At 64.7% G+C, this 21639-nt stretch carries 16 protein-coding genes and 1 pseudogene; 10 read left to right on the top strand and 7 right to left on the bottom strand.

Annotated features, from left to right (window positions below; all coding sequences use genetic code 11):
• Nucleotides 1-30 precede the first annotated feature (30 nt).
• Together glpK and glpD are read left to right on the top strand one after the other, a co-directional pair.
• Nucleotides 31-1512 carry a glycerol kinase GlpK gene (glpK, locus tag VK533_RS15240; RefSeq protein ID WP_324379170.1) on the top strand — a complete coding sequence of 494 codons (1482 nt, stop codon included), beginning with the start codon at nt 31-33 and terminating at the stop codon, nt 1510-1512.
• Between the two features lie 11 nt (nt 1513-1523).
• Nucleotides 1524-3008 (top strand): glycerol-3-phosphate dehydrogenase, encoded by a 1485-nt coding sequence (gene glpD, locus VK533_RS15235; RefSeq protein ID WP_324379168.1) that lies wholly within the window; start codon nt 1524-1526, stop codon nt 3006-3008.
• Here glpD and VK533_RS15230 read toward each other — a convergent pair.
• From VK533_RS15230 to VK533_RS15220, 3 genes are read right to left on the bottom strand one after another with little or no spacing between them, the layout of a single operon-like run.
• Nucleotides 3005-3877 carry an alpha/beta hydrolase gene (locus VK533_RS15230; protein WP_324379166.1) on the bottom strand — a complete coding sequence of 291 codons (873 nt, stop codon included), beginning with the start codon at nt 3875-3877 and terminating at the stop codon, nt 3005-3007. The genes glpD and VK533_RS15230 overlap by 4 nt on opposite strands.
• Nucleotides 3874-7335 carry a transcription-repair coupling factor gene (mfd, locus tag VK533_RS15225; protein WP_324379164.1) on the bottom strand — a complete coding sequence of 1154 codons (3462 nt, stop codon included), beginning with the start codon at nt 7333-7335 and terminating at the stop codon, nt 3874-3876. Before mfd ends, VK533_RS15230 begins: the two co-directional genes overlap by 4 nt.
• A complete protein-coding gene (locus VK533_RS15220) occupies nt 7336-7602 on the bottom strand; it encodes a succinate dehydrogenase assembly factor 2 (RefSeq protein WP_324379162.1) in 267 nt (88 codons plus the stop codon).
• Between the two features lie 74 nt (nt 7603-7676).
• On the opposite strand from VK533_RS15220, the gene recG reads away from it, so the two are divergent.
• The 4 genes from recG (at nt 7677) to VK533_RS15200 (ending at nt 13916) form a co-directional block, all read left to right on the top strand.
• Nucleotides 7677-9740: an ATP-dependent DNA helicase RecG gene (gene recG / locus VK533_RS15215; RefSeq protein ID WP_324379160.1), complete on the top strand. Its 2064-nt coding sequence runs from the start codon at nt 7677-7679 to the stop codon at nt 9738-9740.
• A 17-nt stretch (nt 9741-9757) separates the two neighbouring features.
• Nucleotides 9758-10315 carry a hypothetical protein gene (locus VK533_RS15210; RefSeq protein WP_324379158.1) on the top strand — a complete coding sequence of 186 codons (558 nt, stop codon included), beginning with the start codon at nt 9758-9760 and terminating at the stop codon, nt 10313-10315.
• Nucleotides 10316-10589: 274 nt separating this feature from the next.
• Nucleotides 10590-12842, top strand: a complete 2253-nt coding sequence (locus VK533_RS15205) for a TonB-dependent receptor (protein WP_324379156.1) — start codon at nt 10590-10592, stop codon at nt 12840-12842.
• A 153-nt stretch (nt 12843-12995) separates the two neighbouring features.
• Entirely contained in the window at nt 12996-13916 is a 921-nt protein-coding gene (locus tag VK533_RS15200) for a VOC family protein (protein ID WP_324379154.1), read from the top strand.
• 3 nt (nt 13917-13919) lie between these two features.
• Here the strand turns inward: VK533_RS15200 and VK533_RS15195 are convergent, their stop codons facing one another.
• The 3 genes from VK533_RS15195 to tyrS all read right to left on the bottom strand — a co-directional run bounded on the left by VK533_RS15195 (nt 13920) and on the right by tyrS (nt 17879).
• Complete coding sequence (locus tag VK533_RS15195) at nt 13920-14627, bottom strand: TylF/MycF/NovP-related O-methyltransferase (protein WP_324379152.1); 708 nt, start codon at nt 14625-14627, stop codon at nt 13920-13922.
• A gap of 44 nt (nt 14628-14671) precedes the next feature.
• Complete coding sequence (locus VK533_RS15190; protein WP_324379150.1) at nt 14672-16507, bottom strand: M10 family metallopeptidase C-terminal domain-containing protein; 1836 nt, start codon at nt 16505-16507, stop codon at nt 14672-14674.
• A gap of 139 nt (nt 16508-16646) precedes the next feature.
• Nucleotides 16647-17879: a tyrosine--tRNA ligase gene (gene tyrS / locus VK533_RS15185; protein WP_324379148.1), complete on the bottom strand. Its 1233-nt coding sequence runs from the start codon at nt 17877-17879 to the stop codon at nt 16647-16649.
• Nucleotides 17880-17936: 57 nt separating this feature from the next.
• Between tyrS and VK533_RS15180 the strand changes: the two genes are divergently transcribed.
• From VK533_RS15180 to VK533_RS15170, 3 genes and pseudogenes are all read left to right on the top strand, one after another.
• Nucleotides 17937-18449 carry a DOMON-like domain-containing protein gene (locus tag VK533_RS15180; RefSeq protein WP_324379146.1) on the top strand — a complete coding sequence of 171 codons (513 nt, stop codon included), beginning with the start codon at nt 17937-17939 and terminating at the stop codon, nt 18447-18449.
• A gap of 4 nt (nt 18450-18453) precedes the next feature.
• Nucleotides 18454-19653, top strand: coding sequence for a DUF1343 domain-containing protein (locus tag VK533_RS15175; protein WP_324379144.1), 1200 nt, complete (start codon nt 18454-18456; stop codon nt 19651-19653).
• A gap of 11 nt (nt 19654-19664) precedes the next feature.
• Nucleotides 19665-20245: pseudogene (locus VK533_RS15170) on the top strand (TMEM175 family protein).
• A gap of 11 nt (nt 20246-20256) precedes the next feature.
• On the opposite strand, the gene VK533_RS15165 reads toward VK533_RS15170, so the two are convergent.
• On the bottom strand, nt 20257-20925 hold the full coding sequence (locus tag VK533_RS15165) for a DUF6975 family protein (RefSeq protein ID WP_324379140.1): 669 nt from the start codon (nt 20923-20925) through the stop codon (nt 20257-20259).
• 347 nt (nt 20926-21272) lie between these two features.
• On the opposite strand from VK533_RS15165, the gene VK533_RS15160 reads away from it, so the two are divergent.
• Nucleotides 21273-21639 (top strand): hypothetical protein (locus tag VK533_RS15160; protein WP_324379138.1); only part of this gene is annotated, 367 nt, incomplete at its 3' end.

Raw genomic sequence — 21639 nt, 5'->3', positions numbered from 1 at the left:
GCCGTCGGACCGAATTGAGAGGAGGCTGACATGGCCGAGAAGATCTTGCTCGCGATCGATCAGGGGACGACGTCGACCCGTTCGATGAGCTTCGATACGCAGGGCCGGCCGCGCAAGGTCGCCCGGCAGGAATTCACGCAGCATTATCCGCAGCCCGGCTGGGTGGAACATGACGTCGAGGATATCTGGCGGGATACCCAGGCCACGCTCCGCCAGGTCGCCGAGGAGGACAAGGGCGCGGTCCAGGCGATCGGCATCACCAACCAGCGCGAGACGGTGGTGGTGTGGGATCGCGCGACCGGCGAGGCGATCCACAAGGCGATCGTCTGGCAAGACCGCCGCACCGCGAAGCTCTGCGCGGAGCTGAAGAAGCAGGGCTATGAGAAGATGGTCCGCAAGAAAACGGGCCTGCTGCTCGATCCCTATTTCTCGGGCACCAAGCTCAAATGGCTGCTCGACAATGTGAAGGGCGCGCGCAAACGCGCCGACAAGGGCGAGCTCGCCTTCGGCACGATCGACAGCTTCCTTTTGTGGCGGCTGACCGGCGGCAAGGTCCACGCGACCGACGCCTCCAACGCCTCCCGCACCTTGCTCTACGACATCCACAAGGGCCAATGGGACGCCGATCTGCTCAAGATGCTCGACATTCCCGAGAGCCTGCTGCCCGAGGTGAAGGATAACAGCACCATCTTCGGCGAGACCGAGAAGGGCTTGCTCGGCAAATCCGTGCCGATCGGCGGCATGGCGGGCGACCAGCAGGCTGCCGTCGTCGGCCAGGCCTGCTTCAATCCCGGCGACGCCAAATCCACCTACGGTACCGGCTGTTTCATGCTGCTCAACACGGGCAGCGAAGCGGTGACATCCAAGAACGGACTGCTCACCACGATCGCGTATTCGATCGGCGGCAAGACGACCTATGCGCTCGAAGGCTCGATCTTCGTCGCCGGCGCGGCGGTGAAGTGGCTGCGCGACGGGCTCGGCCTGATCCACCGCGCGTCGGACACCAACGATCTCGCCGCCCAGCTCGACGACAATCATGGCGTCTACATGGTGCCGGCCTTCGTCGGCCTCGGCGCTCCGCATTGGGATCCGGATGCGCGAGCGACGATCACCGGCCTCACCTTCGACGCGACCGGCGCGCACATCGCCCGCGCGGCGCTGGAATCGGTCGCCTACCAGACCGCCGATCTGGTGGATGCGATGGTGGCGGACGGCGCCCGCAATGCGCGCACGATCCGGGTCGATGGCGGCATGGCGGCGAACGACTGGTTCTGCCAGTTCCTGGCCGACATGCTCGGCGCCAAGGTCGAGCGTCCCGCCAATATCGAGACGACCGTGGCCGGTGCCGCCTTCCTCGCTGGTCTCGCGGTCGGCGTGTGGGACAAATTGGAAGATGTCGCCGCCGCGTGGAAGGAGGACCGCATCTTCGAGCCCGCGATGAAGAAGGGCCAGCGCAAGGCGCTCAAGGTGGGCTGGCAGGAAGCGCTCGCCCGCAGCCGTTCGAAGATCTGAGGCCCGGCGTCATGACCCAGGCGAGCGAAGTCGATCTGCTGATCATCGGCGGTGGCGTGAACGGCTGCGGCATCGCGCGCGACGCGGCTGGCCGCGGGCTGTCGGTGCTGCTGGTCGAGCGCGACGATCTCGCCGCGCATACCTCGTCGGCCAGCACCAAGCTGATCCATGGCGGGCTTCGCTACCTCGAATATTACGAATTCCGCCTCGTGCGCGAGGCGCTGGCCGAGCGCGAGGTGATCCTCGGCATCGCGCCGCATCTGGTGAAGCCGCTGCGTTTCGTGATGCCGCTGGTGGACGATATGCGCCCGGCCTGGATGATCCGCACCGGCCTGTTCCTCTACGATCATATCGGCGGCAAGACGAGCCTGCCCAAATCCGAAGGGGTCAAGCTGGAGGGCACGCCGTGGGGCGCGGGCCTTAAGCCTGTCGAGCGTGGCTTCATCTATTCGGACGCCTGGGTCGACGATGCGCGTCTGGTCGCGCTCAACGCGATTTCGGCGGCGGAGAAGGGCGCGACGATCCGCACCCACACCGGCTTCAAGGCGGCCAGGCGTGACGGCGACCGCTGGATCGCGACGCTTGACGACGGATCGGCTGTTTCGGCGCGCGCGATCGTCAACACCGCCGGGCCGTGGGTTTCGCGCGTGCTCGGCGACGTCGCCGGCGTGCATGCGGAATTGCCGCCGCGCCTCGTCAAAGGCAGCCACATCATCGTGCCGCGCATGTATGAAGGCGAGCACGCCTACATCCTCCAGAACGAGGACAAGCGGATCATCTTCGCTATCCCCTATGAGCGGGACTTCACCGTCGTCGGCACCACCGACAAGCCGTTCGAAGGCGATCCGTCCGCGCCGAAGATCGATCAGGACGAGATCGATTATCTGTGCAGCTCGATCAACCGCTACTTCGCCAAACCGATCGGCGAGAAGGACATCGTCCGCAGCTATTCGGGTGTGCGCCCCTTGTTCGACGATGGCGCCGAGGACGCCGCGGCGGTGACGCGCGATTATGTGCTGAAGCTCGGCACGAGCGAGGGGCCGCAATTGCTCTCCGCCTTCGGCGGCAAGATCACGACCTATCGCCGCCTGTCCGAACATGCGCTCGAAATGCTCGAACCCTTCCTGCCGGAAATGGGGCCGAGCTGGACCGGCGACGTGCCGCTCCCTGGCGGCGATCTGCCGGGCGGCGATTTCGAGGCCTTCCTGCTGATGGTGCGCGATCGCTGGCCGTTCCTGAGCGCCGACAATGCGGAGCGGATGGCGCGCGCTTATGGCACGCGTATCGCAATGGTGCTGGGCGATGCGACCGAGCTGGAGGATCTCGGCGGTGGGCTTTCGCTCCGCGAGATCGACTATCTCGTCACCCACGAATGGGCGCACACTGCTGAGGACGTTTTGTGGCGTCGCACGAAAATCGGTCTCCACACCGGTCCGGAGACGCTGGCAATAGTCGAGGCGCATGTGGCGACGCTGCTGGAAAAACTCTCCGTCTAGCGGAATGCATCCTCGATCAGTTTGACCGTCTCCGCCCAGGCTTTCGTATCCGGCGTGATCAGCTCGACATGGCCTTCGTCGGCGATGGTGATGCGGCGCACCCTGTGCTTGGCGGCATAGGCTGCGGCGAAATCGGGCGGGGCGATATGATCGACCGTGCCGTTGACCAGAAAGATCGGAATGTTCGGATTGGGCAGGCGCGCGGGCGACGTGTCGTAATAGACGTCGCGCCGGGCGGGCGAGGGCGTGCCGACGAGGCGCGGTACGGGATCATTGTCGCATGTATTGCCGGGCGGAATCGTCCCCGCCTCAAGATCGGGCAGCGCGCCGAGGCCGATCGCCGCCGTGAGCTTGAGCGGGTGCGGCGCGTAGAGCGGGCTGGTCTTGGGCAAGGCGCCGCGCGCCGCCAGCCAGAGCGCGAGATGGCCGCCCGCCGAATGGCCGACCGCGACGACATGATCGAGCCTCAGCCTATATTTCGCCGCGTTGGCGGCCAAAGCATCGGCCGCCTGCGCGGTGTCGCGGAAGGTGCCGGGATAACCGCCGCCGGGGCGATCGATGCCGCGATATTCCACATTCCACACCGCGATCCCGCGCTTGCGCAGATCGTCGGCGATCCAGTTCATGATGTCGGCCTTGGCGATCTCGGTCTGCCAGCAGCCGCCATGGATCATCAGCACGACCGGGTGCCGGCCACGCGATTGGGGCAGCCATAGTTCCACATGCTGCAGAGGATCGGCGCCATAAGCGATCGTCGCATCCGGCTTGGGCTGCGGCCGATTGAGCAGATCGGGCCACTGCATCGGCCGGGCGAGCGCCGGTAGCGCCATAAGCGCCGCCGCCACACCCAGGAGCCATCGCCGCGTCATGACAGGATCTTCGCCAGTCCCTTGGATAGCTGCAAGGCGCCATGGAGCTGCGCCGCCGCATCGGGCCAGCTGCGCGTAATCACCAGCTTGCTGTCGGGCCGCAACTTGGCGGTGCCCTTCAAGCGATCGACATAGCCCAGCAGCCCCGGAAGATCGGGGAAATGATCCTGGTAGAAGGTGACGAGCGCGCCCCTGGGGCCGACATCGAGTTTGGCGACGCAGGCCTTCCTGGCGTTGAGCTTGGTTTCGATGATCGACAGCAGGTTGGCGGTCGGCTCGGGCAGCGGGCCGAAGCGATCGATCATCTCGGCGGCGAAGGCTTCGATCCCGCCCTTGTCGTCGAGCTCGTTCATGCGGCGATAGAGGCCCATGCGCAGATCGAGATCGGGCACATAGTCCTCGGGGATCATGATCGGCGCGTCGACGCTGATCTGGGGCGAGAATTCGCGGCTGCGCGTGGCTTCGGCGAGGCCGCCCGCCTTGGCTTCGAGGATCGCGTCTTCCAGCATCGACTGGTAGAGTTCGAAGCCGACTTCGCGGATATGGCCGGATTGTTCGTCGCCGAGCAGATTGCCCGCGCCGCGAATATCGAGATCGTGGGAGGCGAGCTGGAAGCCCGCGCCCAGAGTGTCGAGATTCTGCAGGATGTGGAGGCGCTTCTCCGCCGTCTCCGACACTTGCCGGTTGGGCGGGGTGGTGAGGTAGGCGTAAGCGCGCGTTTTGGCGCGGCCGACGCGCCCGCGCAGCTGATAGAGCTGGGCGAGGCCGAAGCGGTCGGCGCGATGGACGATCAGCGTGTTGGCGCTCGGGATATCGAGCCCGCTCTCGACGATCGTGGTCGAAAGCAGCACGTCGAACTTCTTGTCGTAAAAGGCCGACATCCGCTCTTCGACCTCGGTCGCCGCCATCTGGCCGTGCGCGACGACATAGTGGATTTCGGGCACGTCCTTGCGCAGGAATTCCTCGATATCGGGCAGATCCTTGAGACGGGGCACGACGAAGAAGCTCTGCCCGCCGCGATAATGTTCGCGCAGCAGGGCTTCGCGGATCACGACCGGATCCCACGGTGCGACATAGGTGCGGACCGCGAGGCGATCGACTGGCGGCGTCTGGATCACCGACAATTCGCGCAGGCCCGACATCGCCATCTGCAAGGTGCGCGGGATCGGCGTCGCGGTGAGGGTGAGGACGTGGACGTCAGTCTTCATCCCCTTGAGCCGTTCCTTGTGGGTCACGCCGAAACGCTGTTCCTCATCGACGATGACGAGGCCGAGCCGCTTGAATTCCACGCCTTTGGCGAGGATCGCGTGGGTGCCGATGACGATATCGATCTTGCCGTCGGTCAATCCCTCTTTGGTTCGTTTGGCCTCAGCCGCAGGAACCAAACGGGATAAGCGCCCGACCTCGATCGGGAAGCCACGCATCCGTTCAACGAAGTTGGTGAAATGCTGGCGCGCGAGCAGGGTGGTCGGGCAGACCACCGCGACCTGCATCCCCGCCATCGCCGCGACGAAGGCGGCACGCAGCGCGACCTCGGTCTTGCCGAAGCCGACATCGCCGACCACCAGCCGATCCATCGGCTTGCCCGCCGACAGATCGTCAAGCGTCTCGCCGATCGCGCGATCCTGATCGTCGGTTTCCTCATAGGGGAAGCGATCGACGAAGGCGGAATAGCTGGTGTCGGTCTGCGCGACGTCGGCGGCACGCAGCGCGCGCAAGGCGGCGGTCGCGATCAGCTCGCCCGCAATCTCGCGGATCCGCTCCTTCATCCGCGCCTTGCGCGTCTGCCAGGCGACACCGCCCAATTTGTCGAGGCTCGCGCCTTCCTCGCTGCCGTAGCGGCTCAGGACTTCGAGATTCTCGACCGGGACATAGAGTTTGTCGCCGCCCGAATAGGACAAAGCGACGCAATCGTGCGGGACCTTGCTGACCGGGATCTGGGTCAGGCCCTCATAGCGGCCGATGCCGTGATCGGCATGGACCACGAGGTCGCCCGGCGAGAGCGTGGCGAGTTCGGCGAGGAAGGCATCGGCCGATTTGCGGCGCTTCTGGCGGCGGATCAGCCGGTCGCCGAGCATGTCCTGCTCGGTCAGCAGCGCGATCTCGGGCGTGGTGAAGCCGTGGTCGAGCGGCAGCACGGTCAGCGCGGTCGTGCCGGGCTTGAACGCGCTGCCGAGCGCGTCATGCCAGTCGTCGGCGAGCATGGCGCCGTCGAGGCCGTGATCGGCGAGCAGGCCCTTCAATCGCTCGCGCGCGCCGATCGAGTAGCTCGCCAGCACGATCTTATGCTTGCTGCGGCCGAGATCGCGGATGTGGGCGACGACCGCCTCATAGACATTGGCGTTCTGGGTGCGCTCGGGCGTGAAGTCGCGCGGGCCATCGACGCCGAAGTCGATCACCTTTGCGCTTTCGGGCTCGTGATAAGGTGTGGTTAGATGAATCGGCCGGTCGGCGACCGCTTCCTCCCAGTCCTTGCGCGTCAAATAGAGCGTGTCGGGTTCGAGCGGGCGATAGCTGCCCGGATCGTTGGTGCGGGCGCGGACGCGATTGTCGTAATAATCGGTGATCGCATCGAACCGTGCGTCGGCGGCGCCGTCGGCGCCGCTGTCGCGCACGATCAGATCGTCGGGCGAGAGATGGTCGAACAAAGTCGCCAATTTCTCTTCGATCAGCGGCAGCCAATGCTCCATGCCGGCAAGGCGGCGACCGTCGGACAAAGCCTGGTAGAGCGGATCACCAGTCGCGGTCGCGCCGAACTTCTCGCGATAGCGCGAGCGGAAGCGCTTGATGCCCTCGGCATCGAGCAAAGCCTCGGACGCGGGCAGCAAAGTGAAGCCGTCGATGCTGGCGGTGGTGCGCTGATCCTCGGCCGAGAACTGGCGGACGGTTTCGATCTCGTCGCCGAAGAAATCGAGCCGCAGCGCGAGCGATTCGCCCGCCGGGAACAGATCGACCAGCCCGCCGCGCACCGCATATTCGCCCGCTTCGTGCACGGTGTCGGCGCGGACATAGCCGTTGGCCTGGAGCAGTTCGGCGAGCGCGTCGCGGTCGATCCGCTCGCCCGGCGCGAGCGTCGCCGACAATTGGCGCAGCCGGAACGGCGTCAGCGTGCGCTGGGTGATCGCATTGACGGTGGTGACCAGCAATTGCGGCTTGTCGCGCTTTTGCTGGAGCGCGTGCAGCGCGGCGAGCCGCTCCGATGTCGATCGCAATGATGGCGAAGCTCGATCGTAGGGCAGGCAATCCCACGCCGGGAAGGTGATCACCTCCAGCTCGGGCGCGAAATAATGCGCGGTGTCGGCCATCGCGCGCATCGCGGCTTCGTCGGGCGCGACGAACACGGCGCGACCTTTGGCCGCGCGCGCCAGATCGGCCATCATCCACGGCAGGAAACCGGCTGGCGCGCCGGCCAGCGTCAAAGCCTCGCCGGCTTTCAATATGCGTTGAAGATCAGCCACTTATTTCTCTACTGGAATATAATCGAGCACTTGCATCCGCTCCATCAGCGGCCCGTGCCAGCGCGTTGGAACGTGGATCGTTCCGATCGCCCAGCCCATGATCTCGACATCCTCCTCGTCCATCAAAGCCTCGTACCAGGCGAGTTCCTCCTCGCTCCAATCGGCGGCGAACGCGTCGAAGAAGCCGCCGATCAGCAGGTCGGCTTCCTTGGTGCCGCGGTGCCAGGCGCGAAAGCGCAGGCGCTTGAGGCGGATGTCGCGGTCCATGTCGCTCCAATAGGAAATGCCGGCTGCCGCTTTGCGGCGCCGGTGAGGGGGGCTATTGCTTCCCTCATCTAGTCATGCGGCCCGACATTCTCAATCCACTGTTCGCCGAGGTCGAGGCGCTGAAAGGCGTCGGGCCTACGCTTGCCAAGCCGCTGTCGCGGTTGGGATTGTTGCGCGCGATCGACTTGCTGTTCCATCTTCCGACCGGCTGGATCGACCGCAAGGCGGTGACAGAGCTGGACGAGGCCGATGTCGGCCAGATCATCACTATTGCGGTGACGCCGACCGAATATCGCATGTCGGGCAGTGCCCGCGCGCCGGCGCGGGTGGTCGCGCGCGATGCGGCGGGCAATGTCGTCAGTCTGGTTTTCTTCGGCGGCTCGTCGGGCTGGGCCAAGAAGCAGCTTCCGCTCGACGAGCCCAAGACCATATCGGGCAAGCTCGACCGCTACGATCAGTGGCTGCAGATCGTGCATCCCGAGGTGATGACGCCGGAAGAGGCCAAGGCACTCCCCGCACGCGAGGCGATCTATGCCTTGTCCGAAGGGCTCACCAACAAGCGTCTCGGCGCGATGGTCGGCCAGGCGCTGGCGCGCGTGCCCGATCTGCCCGAATGGATCGAGCCGAGCCTGCTCGCCAAGCATGGCTGGCCGAGCTGGAAGGACGCGATCGCGCGGATTCATGCCGATCCCGCCGACGCCAAGGCGCGTGAGCGGCTGGCCTATGACGAGGTGTTCGCCAACCAGCTCGCCCTGATGCTGGTGCGGGCTTCGTCGCGGGCGCGGCGCGGCACACCGCTGCAAGGCGACGGGCGGCTGCGCGACGCACTCAAATTGCCCTACCAGCCGACCGGCGCGCAAACGCGCACCGTCGGCGAGATCGAGGGCGACATGGCGCAATCCGCGCCGATGCTGCGCCTGCTCCAGGGCGATGTCGGCGCGGGCAAGACCCTGGTCGCGCTGATGGCGCTGCTGATCGCGGTCGAGGCGGGCACGCAGGGCGCATTCCTGGCGCCGACCGAAATCCTCGCGCGCCAGCATTACGAGACTCTGTCGCGGATGCTGGGCGGCGTGCCGGTCAATATCGCGATCCTGACCGGCCGCGACAAAGGCCGTGCGCGCGAGGCGACCTTGATGGGGCTGGCCGACGGATCGATCGATATCCTCATCGGCACACACGCCATCTTCCAGGAGGCGGTGAACTACAAAAGGCTTGGCCTTGCCGTGGTCGACGAACAGCATCGCTTCGGTGTCGCCCAACGCATGTTGCTCACGCAGAAGGCCGAACGGCCGCCGCATCTGCTGGCGATGACCGCGACCCCGATCCCGCGCACGCTGACGCTCAGCCAATATGGCGAGATGGATACGAGCCGGCTCGACGAAATGCCGCCCGGCCGCCAGCCGATCGAGACGCGCGTCATTTCCGACGACCGGCTGATCGAGGTCGTCGACGGTCTCGAACGCCATCTCGCCAGCGGCCATCAGGCCTATTGGGTCTGCCCTCTGGTCGAGGAGAGCGAGACCAGCGATCTCGCCGCCGCCGAGGATCGCGCGGCGGCGCTCAAGCTGCGCTTCGCCGACCGGGTCGGGCTGGTCCACGGCCGGATGAAGGGCCCGGACAAGGACGCCGTCATGGCCGCCTTCCAGCGCGGCGATATCGGCCTCTTGGTCGCGACCACGGTGATCGAGGTCGGCGTCGATGTGCCCAACGCCACCCTGATGGTGGTCGAACATGCCGACCGCTTCGGTCTCGCCCAGCTCCACCAGTTGCGCGGCCGGGTGGGGCGCGGCGACGCACGCTCGATCTGCCTGCTGCTGCGCACAGCCGGCGGCTTGAGCGAAACCGCGCGTGCTAGGCTGGCGCTGCTGCGCGAAACCAATGACGGCTTCCGCATCGCGGAGGAGGATCTGCGGCTGCGCGGCGCGGGCGAAATCCTCGGCACGCGGCAATCGGGCGAGGCCGCGTTCCGCCTCGCCACGCCCGAACAGACCGCCGAGCTGATCGAAAGCGCGACCCAGGATGCGCGGCTGCTGGTCGATCGCGACGGCGGCCTGCAGGCGATACGCGGCCAGGCGGCGCGCACCGCGCTCTATCTTTTCGAGCGCGATGCGGCCGTGGGGCTGATCCGTTCGGGATGATCGGCTAGGAAGAACGTATGCGGGGGAAAATCGCGGTCTTCATTTTGCTGCTGCTGTGGCCTGCTTTGGCTTCGGCCAAGGTCACGATGACCTTCTATTCGCGCGAGCTCGGCGTCTATTTCCCGCACGCCTTCGTTCGGATAACGGGCGCGACCGATGCCGCGCCGGACAAGCCGATCGACACCAATTACGGCTTCACCGCCAAGACCGTGACGCCCGCACTCCTGGTCGGGCCGGTTGCGGGCAAGATGGAACCCGCAAACCCGACCTATGTGCGCCGCAGCAACAGCCATCTCTCTTTGGTGCTGAGCGACGAGCAATATGATCAAGTGCTGGCGATCGTGAAGAAGTGGGAGACTTGGCCCCAACCCTCCTACGACCTGCATCGCGCCAATTGCGTCTTCTTCGTCGGCGATGTCGCACGCGCGCTCGGCATGAAGGTGGACGACAGCGATGCCAGGCTGATGAGCCGCCCGCGCTCCTATATCATCAACCTGATCCGCCTGAATCCAGGCTTCGGCATGGTCACCCCCGGCGGCCGGGCGGAGCGCGCTCTGGCGGCGCCGGCCAGCTAGCCCAATCCAGAGCGTGGCCGCCGCGCCACACTCGCTGCATTGCAGCAGGGAGCGTTCGCGACAGCGATATTTGTCACGATCACGACACAATCTCTCCATACCGCCGAACGGTCATCGAGATTGATGGCTGGCCAGGGCCGAACAAGGGAAGTCGTATCATCGGCGCCCCTGTATTTCTGCGCGCTCAGAACAAAATCTCGGTATGAAAATAGCTAAAGGGATAATCGTGAAAAACATCGTGACGGTTCGCTCGGCACTTCTTCTTGGAGTTGCCATGGGTTCTATTTTTGCTGCGACCGCAGCGTCCGCGCAAGCCGCCGCTTCCGACAGCGGCGTCGAGGAAATTACCGTCACGGCCGAGCGTCGCTCGGAAAATCTGCAGAAGGTGCCGGTCTCGGTCGGCGTCATCGGCGGCGCCGATGAGCGCAATTTCACGGCGGGCGGCGACGATACGCTGCTGACGCTCTCGGGCCGCGTGCCCAGCCTCTACGTCGAATCGACCACCGGCCGCATCTTCCCGCGCTTCTACATTCGCGGTCTCGGCAATATCGATTTCTATCTCGGCGCGTCGCAGCCGGTGTCGATCATCCAGGACGACATCGTGCTTGAGCATGTCGTGCTCAAGTCGAACCCGGTGTTCGACGTCAACCAGATCGAAGTGCTGCGCGGCCCGCAGGGCTCGCTGTTCGGCCGCAACACCCCGGCCGGCATCATCAAGTTCGACACGAACCGCCCGACCCAGACGCTCCAGGGCCAGGCTCAGGCGTCCTACGGCAGCTTCAATACGATCACGTTCGACGGCGGCGTCGGCGGCCCGATCGTGGCGGACAAGGTCGCGTTCCGTATCTCGGCGCTCTACCAGCACCGCGACGATTATGTGGACAACACCTTCACCGGCGCCAGTGCCGACGGCACCGTCACGCCGAAGAAGAACGCGATGGGCGGCTTCAACGAAAAGGACGTGCGCCTGCAATTGCTGCTGACGCCGACCGACAAGCTTTCCGTCCTGCTCTCGGGCCACGCCCGCGACTATGACGGCACCGCGACCCTGTTCGAGCGCGGCTACCTCATCAAGGGTTCGAACACGCCGGTCGGCCCGCGCGACCAGGTTTCGTACGACGAGGCGCAGAACAATCCGCAGGCCTACAAGACCTATGGCGCGTCCGCGCACGTCGCCTACGATTTCGACTTCGCGACCCTGACCTCGATCACCGGCTACGAAACCACGTCGGGCTATAGCCGCGGCGATACCGACGGCGGCGCCGCCGCCAACTTCCCGTTCAACGGCGTTCCCAACGGCTTTGGCGAATCGCAGGGCCAGATCCGCGATCTCGATCAGTGGACGCAGGAATTTCGCCTCGCCAGCAATGGCCAGGATCGCCTCAAGTGGCAGGTCGGCGGCATCTATTTCGACAGCCGCGACATCACCGATTTCTATCAGCGCGGCGTTTTCCTGACGACCGCGGCGCGCAACCCCAACAATTGGGTGCGGCTGCACGACATCAACACGTCGTGGGGCATCTTCGGCCAGCTCAGCTACGCGATCACTGACAAGCTGACCGTCACCGGCGGTGTGCGTGAGACCAAGGATACGAAGAGCACGCGCCTGCTCAAGACCGCCGACACCGCCGCCGGCGTCGTCACCTATACCGGCCGCCGTTATGTGCGCCTGTCGGATACGGTGCCGAGCTGGGATGCGAGCCTGCTCTACCAGATCGACCCCAATGTCAGCGTCTACGCCCGCGCCGCCCGCGGCTTCCGCGGCCCGACCATCCAGGGCCGTTCGGCGGTGTTCAACGCCGACTTCACCACCGCCAATTCGGAAAAGAACACGTCGTTCGAAGCCGGCTTCAAGAGCAGCCTGTGGGACAACAAGCTGCGCCTGAATGCGACTGCCTTCGCCTATACGGTCAAGGACATCCAGCTCAACGGCAACGACAGCAACGGCAATGGCGTGCTGTTCAATGCGGACAAGGCCAAGGCCTACGGTCTGGAAGGCGATGCCGAACTGCGTCCGGTCCGCAACCTGACGCTGACCGCGGGCGCGAGCTACCTCCACAGCGCGATCCACGACAAGAATGTCTATGCGCAGGCCTGCAGCCTGAACGGCGTGCTGGTCTGTACCGTGGAGAACCCGCTCATCGTCCGCGGCACCGGGACGGGCACGACCTATTTCGCGCAGATCAACGGCAATCCGCTGCCGAACGCGCCGGAATATAATCTCAACTTCGCGGCGCGCTATGACGTCCCGCTGTCGAACGGCGGCAAGCTGTTCGTGGCGACCGACTGGAACGTCCAGGGTTATACGAGCTTCGTGCTCTACAAGACCAAGGAGTTCACCTCGAACGGCAATTTCGAGGGCGGTCTCAAGGCCGGTTACGCGGCCGACGGCGGCAAGTACGAACTGTCGGTGTTCGCGCGCAACATCACCAACGAAAAGAACCTCAAGGGCGTGATCGAGAATTACATGGCAGCGGTCTATAACGATCCGCGCATCATCGGCGTCTCCGTCGCCGGCAAATTCTAAGTCTTAAATCTTCAATTCCAGGGGCCCGGCGGCGTGAGCCGTCGGGCCTTTGTGCGTCTACGACCACGGGCCGCTTTACCGCACCGTCGCTATCCAGCAGGATCGTGCAAAGCGGTGCGCAACGACGCGCCGCCGTAGCGGAGAGGATTTCGGATGATGCGGCTTACCCTTGGTCTCGCGCTGGCGTGTGCCCTGACCGCTGCGGCTGCGCAGGCCGAGCCCGCCCGGCCACCAATCACCGGCATTTCGCACATCGCGGTCTACACCGCCGATGTCACCGCCTCGGACGATTATTATGGCCGCATCCTCGGCGCGCGGAAGGCGCCCGATCCGGAGGACGCGCATGGTGTGCGTTATTATTTCAGCCCGCAGCAATTCGTCGAAGTGCTTCCGCTCGGCCCCAATCCGGGGCTTTCGCGGCTGGCGCATGTCGCCTGGAACACGACCGACGCGGCGGGCTTGCGCACCTATCTGATCGCGCACGGCCAGCCCGGCGTTTCGGCGCTCCGCAAGGCAGCCGACGGCGGCCTCTGGTTCGAGACGCAGGACCCGGAAGGCAATGGCGTGCAGTTCGTCCAGCCCGCCTCCGCCGATGCGCGGGCCGAGCCCGGCGCGATCAGCGGCCGCATCATCCATGTCGGCTATATGGTCCGCAGCCGCGCGGCCGAGGACAAATTCTATCGCGATCTGCTCGGCTTCCGGCCTTACTGGCATGGCGCGATGAAAGCGGGCAGCACCGACTGGATTTCGCAGCAGGTGCCCGACGGGCATGACTGGCTCGAATATATGATGGTGGGCGATGGCTCGACCACGCCGCTAGACCGGGTCGATGCGCGCGAACTGGGCGTGCTCAACCATTTCTCGCTCGGTGTGCCCAACATGGAGGTCGCGGTGACGACCCTGATCTCCGGCAACCGCCAGAGCCCGCGCCATGATGGCCCCAGCATGGGTCTCGACGGCAAATGGCAGGCCAATCTCTACGATCCCGACGGAACGCGCGCCGAGCTGATGGAATTCAAGCCGGTGACGAAACCCTGCTGCTCGGACTTCACCGCCGACAGCCCCGAAAGATAGAAATCAGCGCCCCAGCAGGCGCTTCCAGAATGGCTTCGCGCCAGCCGTCTTGATCACCACCGCATGGCCGTTGAGGTTGTGCAACGTCACCGCGCCGTCGTGGACATAGCGCTCGTTGACCAGCCGCGTGATGCCGTCGCAGGTCGCGAACCCGTAATCGTCATAGATGACGATGCCGCCGACGGGCATGCGGGGCCACACCCATTCGAGCACGTCGAGGCCGGATTGATAGACATCGACGTCGATATGACAGAGCGAGAAGGTGCGGTCGGCAACCTTGTCACCCGTATCTTCCGGGAAGATGCCGGTCAGCGTCTCGATATTCGCAAGACCCATGGCGCCGGCCAGCGCGCGCACGGTTTCGAGTGACGTGTCGGCATGCTCGCCGCCGCGATAGGCGCCGTCCTTCCGGCCCGCTTTCACGACCCCGGCGAAGGTGTCGCACAGGACCATTTTGGCGGGCGATCCAAGCAATTGCGCGCGCCGGGCCATCAGGCATCCGGTGCCTCCGCGCCAGACGCCGACCTCGATCATGTCGCCGGGCAGGCGCAGCGCCTGTTCGACCAGCTGCCACAATTCGTAGCAGCGGAAATGATCGACCAGCGTGTGGTCCCGGATTTGCGCGAACGCGGCCTGGAAGTCCGCATCCGCCAGCCAGGGCGCGTAGGTCGCGTTCGGAAGAACGCTTTCGTAGCGAAGGTCGTCCGTCATCCATCCGCCTCTAGCAGCGAAAGCCCGGGCGGACAGGTTCGACCTCAGCCGAACAGCACGAAATAATCCGATTCCACGCTGGCCGCGCCGACATTGTCGAGGTGGATCGCATTGGCCGCGCCGCCGGCATTGAAGAACAGATAGCTGTCGTTGCCCACCTGCAGCGCGGCCACCACGCCCGCCTGTCCGCCGATCAGCGTGGCAGCGGCGTCCGCCGCCAGCGCCGCGCTCGCGAAACTCACCCCCGGATCGTGCAGCACGCTGCTGACCGCGAAGGGCAGCGAAATCTCGTCGCCGCTCGCCGCGCTGAAATCGGTGATCTCGTCATAGATGTGCGCGGTCGTGGCCGTGCCGCTATGGAATATGAAGACATCGCCGCCACCGCCGCCGGTCATCACGTCATGACCCGTGCCGGCATAAAGCTGATCGTTGCCAAGATCGCCCATCATCAGGTCGCCGCCGCTGCCGACATGGATCACGTCGTCGCCCTGGCCGCCGCGTACGGTGTCGTTGCCGTTGCCGATGGTGATGACGTCGTCGCCGAGATTGCCGTTGACCGAATCCGGCCCGTTGCCGGCGGTGATCTGGTCGTCGCCCTGGCCGCCATAGAGGCGGTTATAGCCATCGCCGCCGACGATCGTATCGTTGCCGGCATTGCCGTTGGCGTAATTGGTGCCGCTGCGGACATCGATATAGTCGGCGCCGTCGACCGTGCCGGCGATGCTGGTCAGCATATTGCCGTAGATGTGATCGTTGCCTGCGCCGCCAACGATCGAATCCGCGCCCGCGCCGCCCATCAGCACATCGCTCAGATCGTTTCCGGCGATCGTGTCGCTGCCACCGCCCGCGATCGCGGTTTCGATGCGCGTGCCGAACGCGATCGCGATGTTGTTCTCGAGGCCGCCGACGCTGCTGAAGCTGCCGGGGTCGAGCGATATGTCCGCATTCTGCGAAAAACCCGAAACGTCGAGCGTGTTGTTGGCGCCGCCATCCCAGATCGTGATCACCGGCCTGGTGTTGATCGTGAAGTCGAAGAAGGGGTGGATGTCGCCCGCGATATTACTGTGGAAGCCGAACACCTGGCCGCCGCCGGACAGCGGTGAATCGGTCGCGACGCCATAGATGCGCTGCGCCGCGACCACGTCGAGCGGCATCCAGGTGGTGGGTACGCCGTCGTAAAAGCCGGTCAGGATGTTGCCGCCGAACCCCCAGTAGACGCCGCCGTTCGGCAGCGCCGAGCCGGCGAAGGAGGGGTCGTCCGCGTCGATATAGGACATGATCGTCCAGGCCCGCACGTCGTAGCCGCCATTTTGCGGCGTCGCGTCGCCCTGGGATGCATCATATCCACCGCCATGGCCGAGCCCCAAAATGTGGCCGAATTCGTGGATCATCGTCATCCAGACATAGCCGCCCTCGGTGGCGAACGAGCCGTCGATCGGACCGAAGCCGTCGACCGACGTATCGATCGTCACCGTGCCCCTGGCTCCCTGGCCGAGATCCGGCGTGCCTAGGGTTCCAGGAAGGAGATAATCGATGCCGCCGGTCGCGGTGCCATCGTCTCCGCGGACGACGCCGACATCGGCGGCATCGATATCGGCGGTGACCTCGAACTTGATGTTGGCGACCGCCGACCAGAGGTCCATCGCCGCCGTCAGCGCCTGCTGCTCGACGGGTGTCCAATTTGACGACCCTTCAAAATAGACATGTACGGTCGCGCCGTCGCCGGCGGTGCCGTCGCCCCACTTCGCCTGATAGGGGTAATCGGACGCGTTCTGCTGTGCAGCCCATGTCCAATAGCTGTTGGCGGCCATGTCGCCATCGGCGTCAACGCCGGTAAGATACGTCACTTCCTGCAGCTGTGCTGCGTTGATATTCGGCATGCCCCACCCCGTTTACCGTGACACGCCTAAGCACACTGAAAAAAGTCAGCGTAAACAAAGATTTTTGGTACTCAAGAGGGCGCGGATGGGGAGGCCCCGGCAGAAATAGCCGAAACGGAGATTTCGCCCGACGGCGCAATCATTCCCGTTCGAGCAGGCCGTGGCGCTTCTTGCCGAGGCTGATCTTTACCGGCGCATCGGGATCGAGCTCGATCTCGTATTTCTCGTCCTTGATCGGCAGGTCGTTCAAGCGAACCGCGCCCTCGGCGATCTTGCGGCGCGCCTCGCCGTTGGAGGCGGCGAAGCCGAGCACGGTTAGCGCGGTGACGAGGGCGATCCGGCCGTCTGTTACCTTGAGGCGCGGCAGGCCTTCGCCCGCACGGCCCTGTTCGAACACCTCCTGCGCGGTGACCTGCGCCTGGACGGCGGCTTCGCCGCCGCGGCAGAGCTTGGTCGCCTCGGTCGCGAGGATGATCTTGGCGCGGTTGATCTCGGCCCCTTCGAGCGATTCCAGCCGCGCGATCTCGTCGAGCGGAAGATCGGTGAACAGACGCAGGAATCTGCCGACGTCGGCGTCGTGCGTGTTTCGCCAGAATTGCCAATAATCGTAGGCCGGCAATTGCTCGTCATTGAGCCATACCGCGCCGGCGGCGGTCTTGCCCATCTTGGCGCCATCGGCGGTCGTGATGAGCGGCGTGGTCAGGCCGAACACCTCGGTCCCGTCGACGCGGCGGGCGAGCTCGATCCCGTTGACGATATTGCCCCACTGATCGGAGCCGCCCATCTGCAGGCGGCAGCCGGCACGGCGCGACAGTTCCAGGAAGTCATAGGCCTGGAGGATCATGTAGTTGAATTCGAGGAAGGTCAGCGGCTGCTCGCGGTCTAGCCGCAGCTTGACGCTGTCGAAGGCGAGCATGCGGTTTATCGTGAAATGCCGCCCCATATCGCGCAGGAACGGGATGTAGGCGAGTTGATCGAGCCATTCGGCATTGTCGACCAGGACCGCGTCGGTCGGGCCGTCCCCGAATTTGAGGAAGCGTTCGAACACGCGCCGGATCGAGGCGATATTGCCGACGATCGTCTCGTCGGTCAGCAGCTTGCGGCTCTCGTCCTTGCCCGACGGATCGCCGACCTTGGTGGTGCCGCCGCCCATCAGCACGATCGGCTTGTGGCCGGCTTGCTGGAGGCGGCGCAGCATCATGATCTGCACCATCGAACCGACATGCAACGACGGCGCGGTCGCGTCGAAACCGATATAGGCCGGCACCACCTGTTTCGACGCTAGCGCGTCGAGCGCGGCCGCGTCGGTGACCTGGTGGATGAAGCCGCGTTCGGAGAGGACGCGCAGAAGGTCGGACTGGTATTCCATCATGGTGGGGCGGCGCTTAGCATAGTCTTCTGCAGATGCGAGGGTGAAGGCGTGCCGAAAATGTTCCTCCGTCCCCATCCCGATAGCCCATCACCGGTGACGCGGATCGAAGTCGAAATGCTGCGCGAGGCACCCGATCTGCTGACCCTGATCTATTCGATCTTTGGCGACCTTGAGGGCGTGTCCTTCCCGCCGGCGCAAGCGTCGGCCCGCACCGACGACCTCTGGAAACACACCTGCTTCGAAGTCTTTCTCGGCGCGGAGCAGGGCTATTGCGAGTATAATTTCTCGCCATCATCGCAATGGGCGGCCTACCGCTTCGACGGCCACCGTGCGGGAATGCGCGATGCGCCGACCGCAGATCCATCGATCGAATGGCGTACCGACGATGGGGGCGGGGTGCTTTCCGTAACTTTGCGCCTGCCTCCGGACGTGACCGGCTGGCTCGGCCTGTCCGCGATCATCGAGGATACGAACGGCAACCGCTCGTTCTGGGCGCTCGCCCATCCCGCCGGCGCACCCGACTTCCATCACGCCGCTTGCTTCGCGGCCGAACTCCCGCCAGCAGGCTGAGGTCATGGATTTCGGCATCGATCGGCTGCTCGCCGACCCTTCACTCCTCGCGCAGCTCAAGGGCCGGCGCGTCGCCTTGCTCGCCCATCCGGCCTCGGTCACGGCCGATCTCGTCCATTCGCTCGACGCACTCGTCGTGGCGGGCGTAAACGTCACCGCCGCGTTCGGGCCGCAACATGGCCTGCGCGGCGACAAGCAGGACAATATGGAGGAGTCGCCCGACTTCACCGATCCCGTCCACGGCGTCCCGGTCTTCAGCCTCTATGGCGAAGTGCGCCGGCCATCAGGCCAGGCGATGGGCACGTTCGACGTGATCCTGGTCGACCTGCAGGATCTTGGCTGCCGCATCTACACTTTCGTCACCACCTTGCTCTACGTGCTCGAGGCCGCAGCCCAACATGGCAAGGAAGTGTGGGTGCTCGACCGCCCCAATCCGGCGGGGCGGCCGGTGGAAGGAACCTCCCTGCGCGCGGGCTGGGAAAGCTTCGTCGGCGCCGGGCCGATGCCGATGCGCCACGGCCTGACTTTGGGCGAACTCGGCCGTTGGTTCATCGCCATCGGCCGGCTCGATGTCGCCTATCGCGTGGTGGAGATGGCCGGCTATGATCCCGATGCCGCGCCGGGTCATGGCTGGCCGCTCGGCGAACGGGTGTGGGTCAATCCCAGCCCCAATGCGCCCAATCTGTGGATGGCGCGCGCTTATCCCGGCACGGTGATGCTGGAGGGCACGACCTTGTCGGAAGGGCGAGGCACGACCCGTCCGCTGGAACTGTTCGGCGCGCCCGACATCGTTGCGCGCGATGTGCTGGCCGAAATGCGCCTGCTCGCGCCCGACTGGCTTGAGGGGTGTGCGCTGCGCGAAATCACGTTCGAGCCGACCTTCCACAAGCATGTCCATCGGCTCTGCTCAGGCCTCCACATCCATGCCGAGGGCCGCTTTTACGACCATCAGGCCTTTCGTCCCTGGCGGCTGCAGGCGCTCGCCTTCAAGGCGATCCGCGGCCTGTACCCGGATTACGAACTCTGGCGCGACTTCCCCTACGAATATGCATTCGGCAAGCTGCCGATCGACGTGATCAACGGCGGCCCGGGTTTGCGCGAGTGGGTCGACGACGCGGCGGCCGTGCCCGGCGATCTCGACGCGCTGGCCCGGCCCGACGAAGAGGCCTGGTGCGCGGAGCGACAGCCTTATTTGCTCTATTGAGGTAGCGGGGCATGCAATCCAATCGGCTGGAAGCTTTCACCGATGGCGTGATCGCGATCATCATCACGATCACCGTGCTGGACTGCCGGTGCCCCATCATGCCGATCTGGCCTCACTGCGCGCAGAGGCGCCGATCCTGCTCGCTTACGTGCTGAGCTTCATCAATGTCGGCATCTACTGGAACAACCATCACCATATGTTCCAGGCGACCGAACATATCGACGGCAGCGTGCTGTGGGCGAACCTGTTCATGCTGTTCTGGATGAGCCTCGCGCCGTGGTGCATCCGCTGGCTCGACGAGAGCAATTTCGCCGCGATGCCGGTAGCGGCCTATGGCGTGATCTTCGGGATGACCGCGATCGGCTATTTCTGGACACAGGCGCGGATCATCGCGGTCAACGGCCGCGATTCACCCGTCGCTCGCGCGGTCGGCAACGATACCAAGGGCAAGATCAGCCTTGCCGGCTACATAATGGGAGTCGTGACGGCCTTCTTCGTGCCGTGGATCGCCGTCGCCCTGTATGTCGGCATCGCGTTGCTGTGGCTCATCCCCGATCGTCGCATCGAGAATGAGCTTCACAGAGAGCTATAGGTAGGGCCTTATTAGCGCTCGACGCGCGCTTCCTTGCGCACCTCGAGCACGTCCCACAGGCCGCGATGCTGCAGCAGCAACTGGCGTGCGCCGAAGCTGAGCGTGCGGTCGAGCCGGGGATGGATCGGCAGGTTGGCCAAAATGTGCGCGGTGGCCGCATCGTCCGGCAGTTCGTTGGCGGGCACGGGGATGCCGATGCGGGTCGCGGCGGTGTCGAGCACCGAGCGAATCGCCTGCCAGTCGAGGATCAGGCCGACGATCGCGCCGATGCCGCAGCCGAAGCGGTCGGAGCAGACGATCGTTTGCATCGCGCGGCGCTGATCGAGGATCGCGGCGGCGGTGTCGGCCTCGCCCGCCGTGCTCGGCGCGGGGCCGGCGGCGACGATCAATTGGGTCAGATAATGGCGTTCGGCGGCGAAGCCGACCGCGGCCTGGCGGAACCAGTCGGCCGCCTCCGGCAGCACGTTGCGCTCGCCCGCCAGTTCGATCAGCCCGGGCTGAGGGCCATGCAGCATCGAGAGCAGATGGAGCACATCGGCCAGATTGCGTGTCGCCAACGGATCGGCGTTGAGCTCATAGCTATGGGTGTAAGGATGGCTTGCGCTGCCCTCAGCAGCGGCAAGCGCGACCAGCATCTCGCCGAAATCGGCGGGTGCGGTTTGCAATGCGACGAACGACATGATCGGCTCCCGAAGCAGCGCCAAGCGGCGCACACTTCCCCCTTGAAGGATCGGTCTAACCCAAGGGCGTAAAGATCAGGTTTATGCGGCATTAGCCGTGCCGGATGGGCACAAAAATTTTTATGGCGCCTTTATGGGGCCTATATGTTCGGTTCGGTCCTAATCCAGATTCGAATAGATGGTTACAGATCTGGTTAGAAAAAGCTGGTTACAAGTCGAATTAACTAACCTTTACGGTTGATTAACTCTTCGTATCCGGCATAGGCGGAATCGGAGCGCCATTCTGCGCATCTGTGGGCAATATCGTACGGAAGTGCGGCATCGCCTCGTCGTTTGGGGAAATTCAGATGAAGTCGCATGTTCGTTTCGCTTTGTTCGCCGTCGCTGCTTTTGCTGCCACCGCCCCGGCCGTCGCCGGTCCGGTTGTGAAGACGTTCGATTTTTCCGCTACCTTCTTCGGCGCGCCAGTCGACAGCGCGACGGGCAGCTTCACGCTGTCGTACGACGATTCGGCCAGCTTCAACGGCACCACCACCGGTTTCACGTTGAATAATGTGAGCCTGCCTTATACGGGCACCCTCAATTTCGCCTATGACAAGGTCAGCGACGAATTGGTCATCGGCGACGAGACGCTGCGTGGCACCGGGCCGTTCGCCTCCTCGACCGACGATGAGAATGGTACGCACTTCACGCTGTTCATCGAGAATGTATCGG

The organism is Sphingomonas sp. (assembly GCF_035317925.1).
GTDB lineage: Bacteria > Pseudomonadota > Alphaproteobacteria > Sphingomonadales > Sphingomonadaceae > Sphingomonas_I.
Note: the sequence above shows the minus strand (reverse complement) of the source record. Positions and strands in the feature narration are given on the sequence as shown.

Excerpts from the sequence above, each read along its gene's own strand:
- VK533_RS15180 (WP_324379146.1), top strand. The coding sequence starts at position 17,937 with ATGTTCCTCCGTCCCCATCCCGATAGCCCATCACCGGTGACGCGGATC.
- VK533_RS15175 (WP_324379144.1), top strand. The coding sequence starts at position 18,454 with ATGGATTTCGGCATCGATCGGCTGCTCGCCGACCCTTCACTCCTCGCG.
- glpK (WP_324379170.1), top strand. The coding sequence starts at position 31 with ATGGCCGAGAAGATCTTGCTCGCGATCGATCAGGGGACGACGTCGACC.
- glpD (WP_324379168.1), top strand. The coding sequence starts at position 1,524 with ATGACCCAGGCGAGCGAAGTCGATCTGCTGATCATCGGCGGTGGCGTG.
- VK533_RS15165 (WP_324379140.1), bottom strand. The coding sequence starts at position 20,925 with ATGTCGTTCGTCGCATTGCAAACCGCACCCGCCGATTTCGGCGAGATG.
- VK533_RS15200 (WP_324379154.1), top strand. The coding sequence starts at position 12,996 with ATGATGCGGCTTACCCTTGGTCTCGCGCTGGCGTGTGCCCTGACCGCT.
- VK533_RS15220 (WP_324379162.1), bottom strand. The coding sequence starts at position 7,602 with ATGGACCGCGACATCCGCCTCAAGCGCCTGCGCTTTCGCGCCTGGCAC.
- VK533_RS15210 (WP_324379158.1), top strand. The coding sequence starts at position 9,758 with ATGCGGGGGAAAATCGCGGTCTTCATTTTGCTGCTGCTGTGGCCTGCT.
- tyrS (WP_324379148.1), bottom strand. The coding sequence starts at position 17,879 with ATGATGGAATACCAGTCCGACCTTCTGCGCGTCCTCTCCGAACGCGGC.
- recG (WP_324379160.1), top strand. The coding sequence starts at position 7,677 with ATGCGGCCCGACATTCTCAATCCACTGTTCGCCGAGGTCGAGGCGCTG.
- VK533_RS15190 (WP_324379150.1), bottom strand. The coding sequence starts at position 16,507 with ATGCCGAATATCAACGCAGCACAGCTGCAGGAAGTGACGTATCTTACC.
- VK533_RS15205 (WP_324379156.1), top strand. The coding sequence starts at position 10,590 with ATGGGTTCTATTTTTGCTGCGACCGCAGCGTCCGCGCAAGCCGCCGCT.
- VK533_RS15195 (WP_324379152.1), bottom strand. The coding sequence starts at position 14,627 with ATGACGGACGACCTTCGCTACGAAAGCGTTCTTCCGAACGCGACCTAC.
- VK533_RS15230 (WP_324379166.1), bottom strand. The coding sequence starts at position 3,877 with ATGACGCGGCGATGGCTCCTGGGTGTGGCGGCGGCGCTTATGGCGCTA.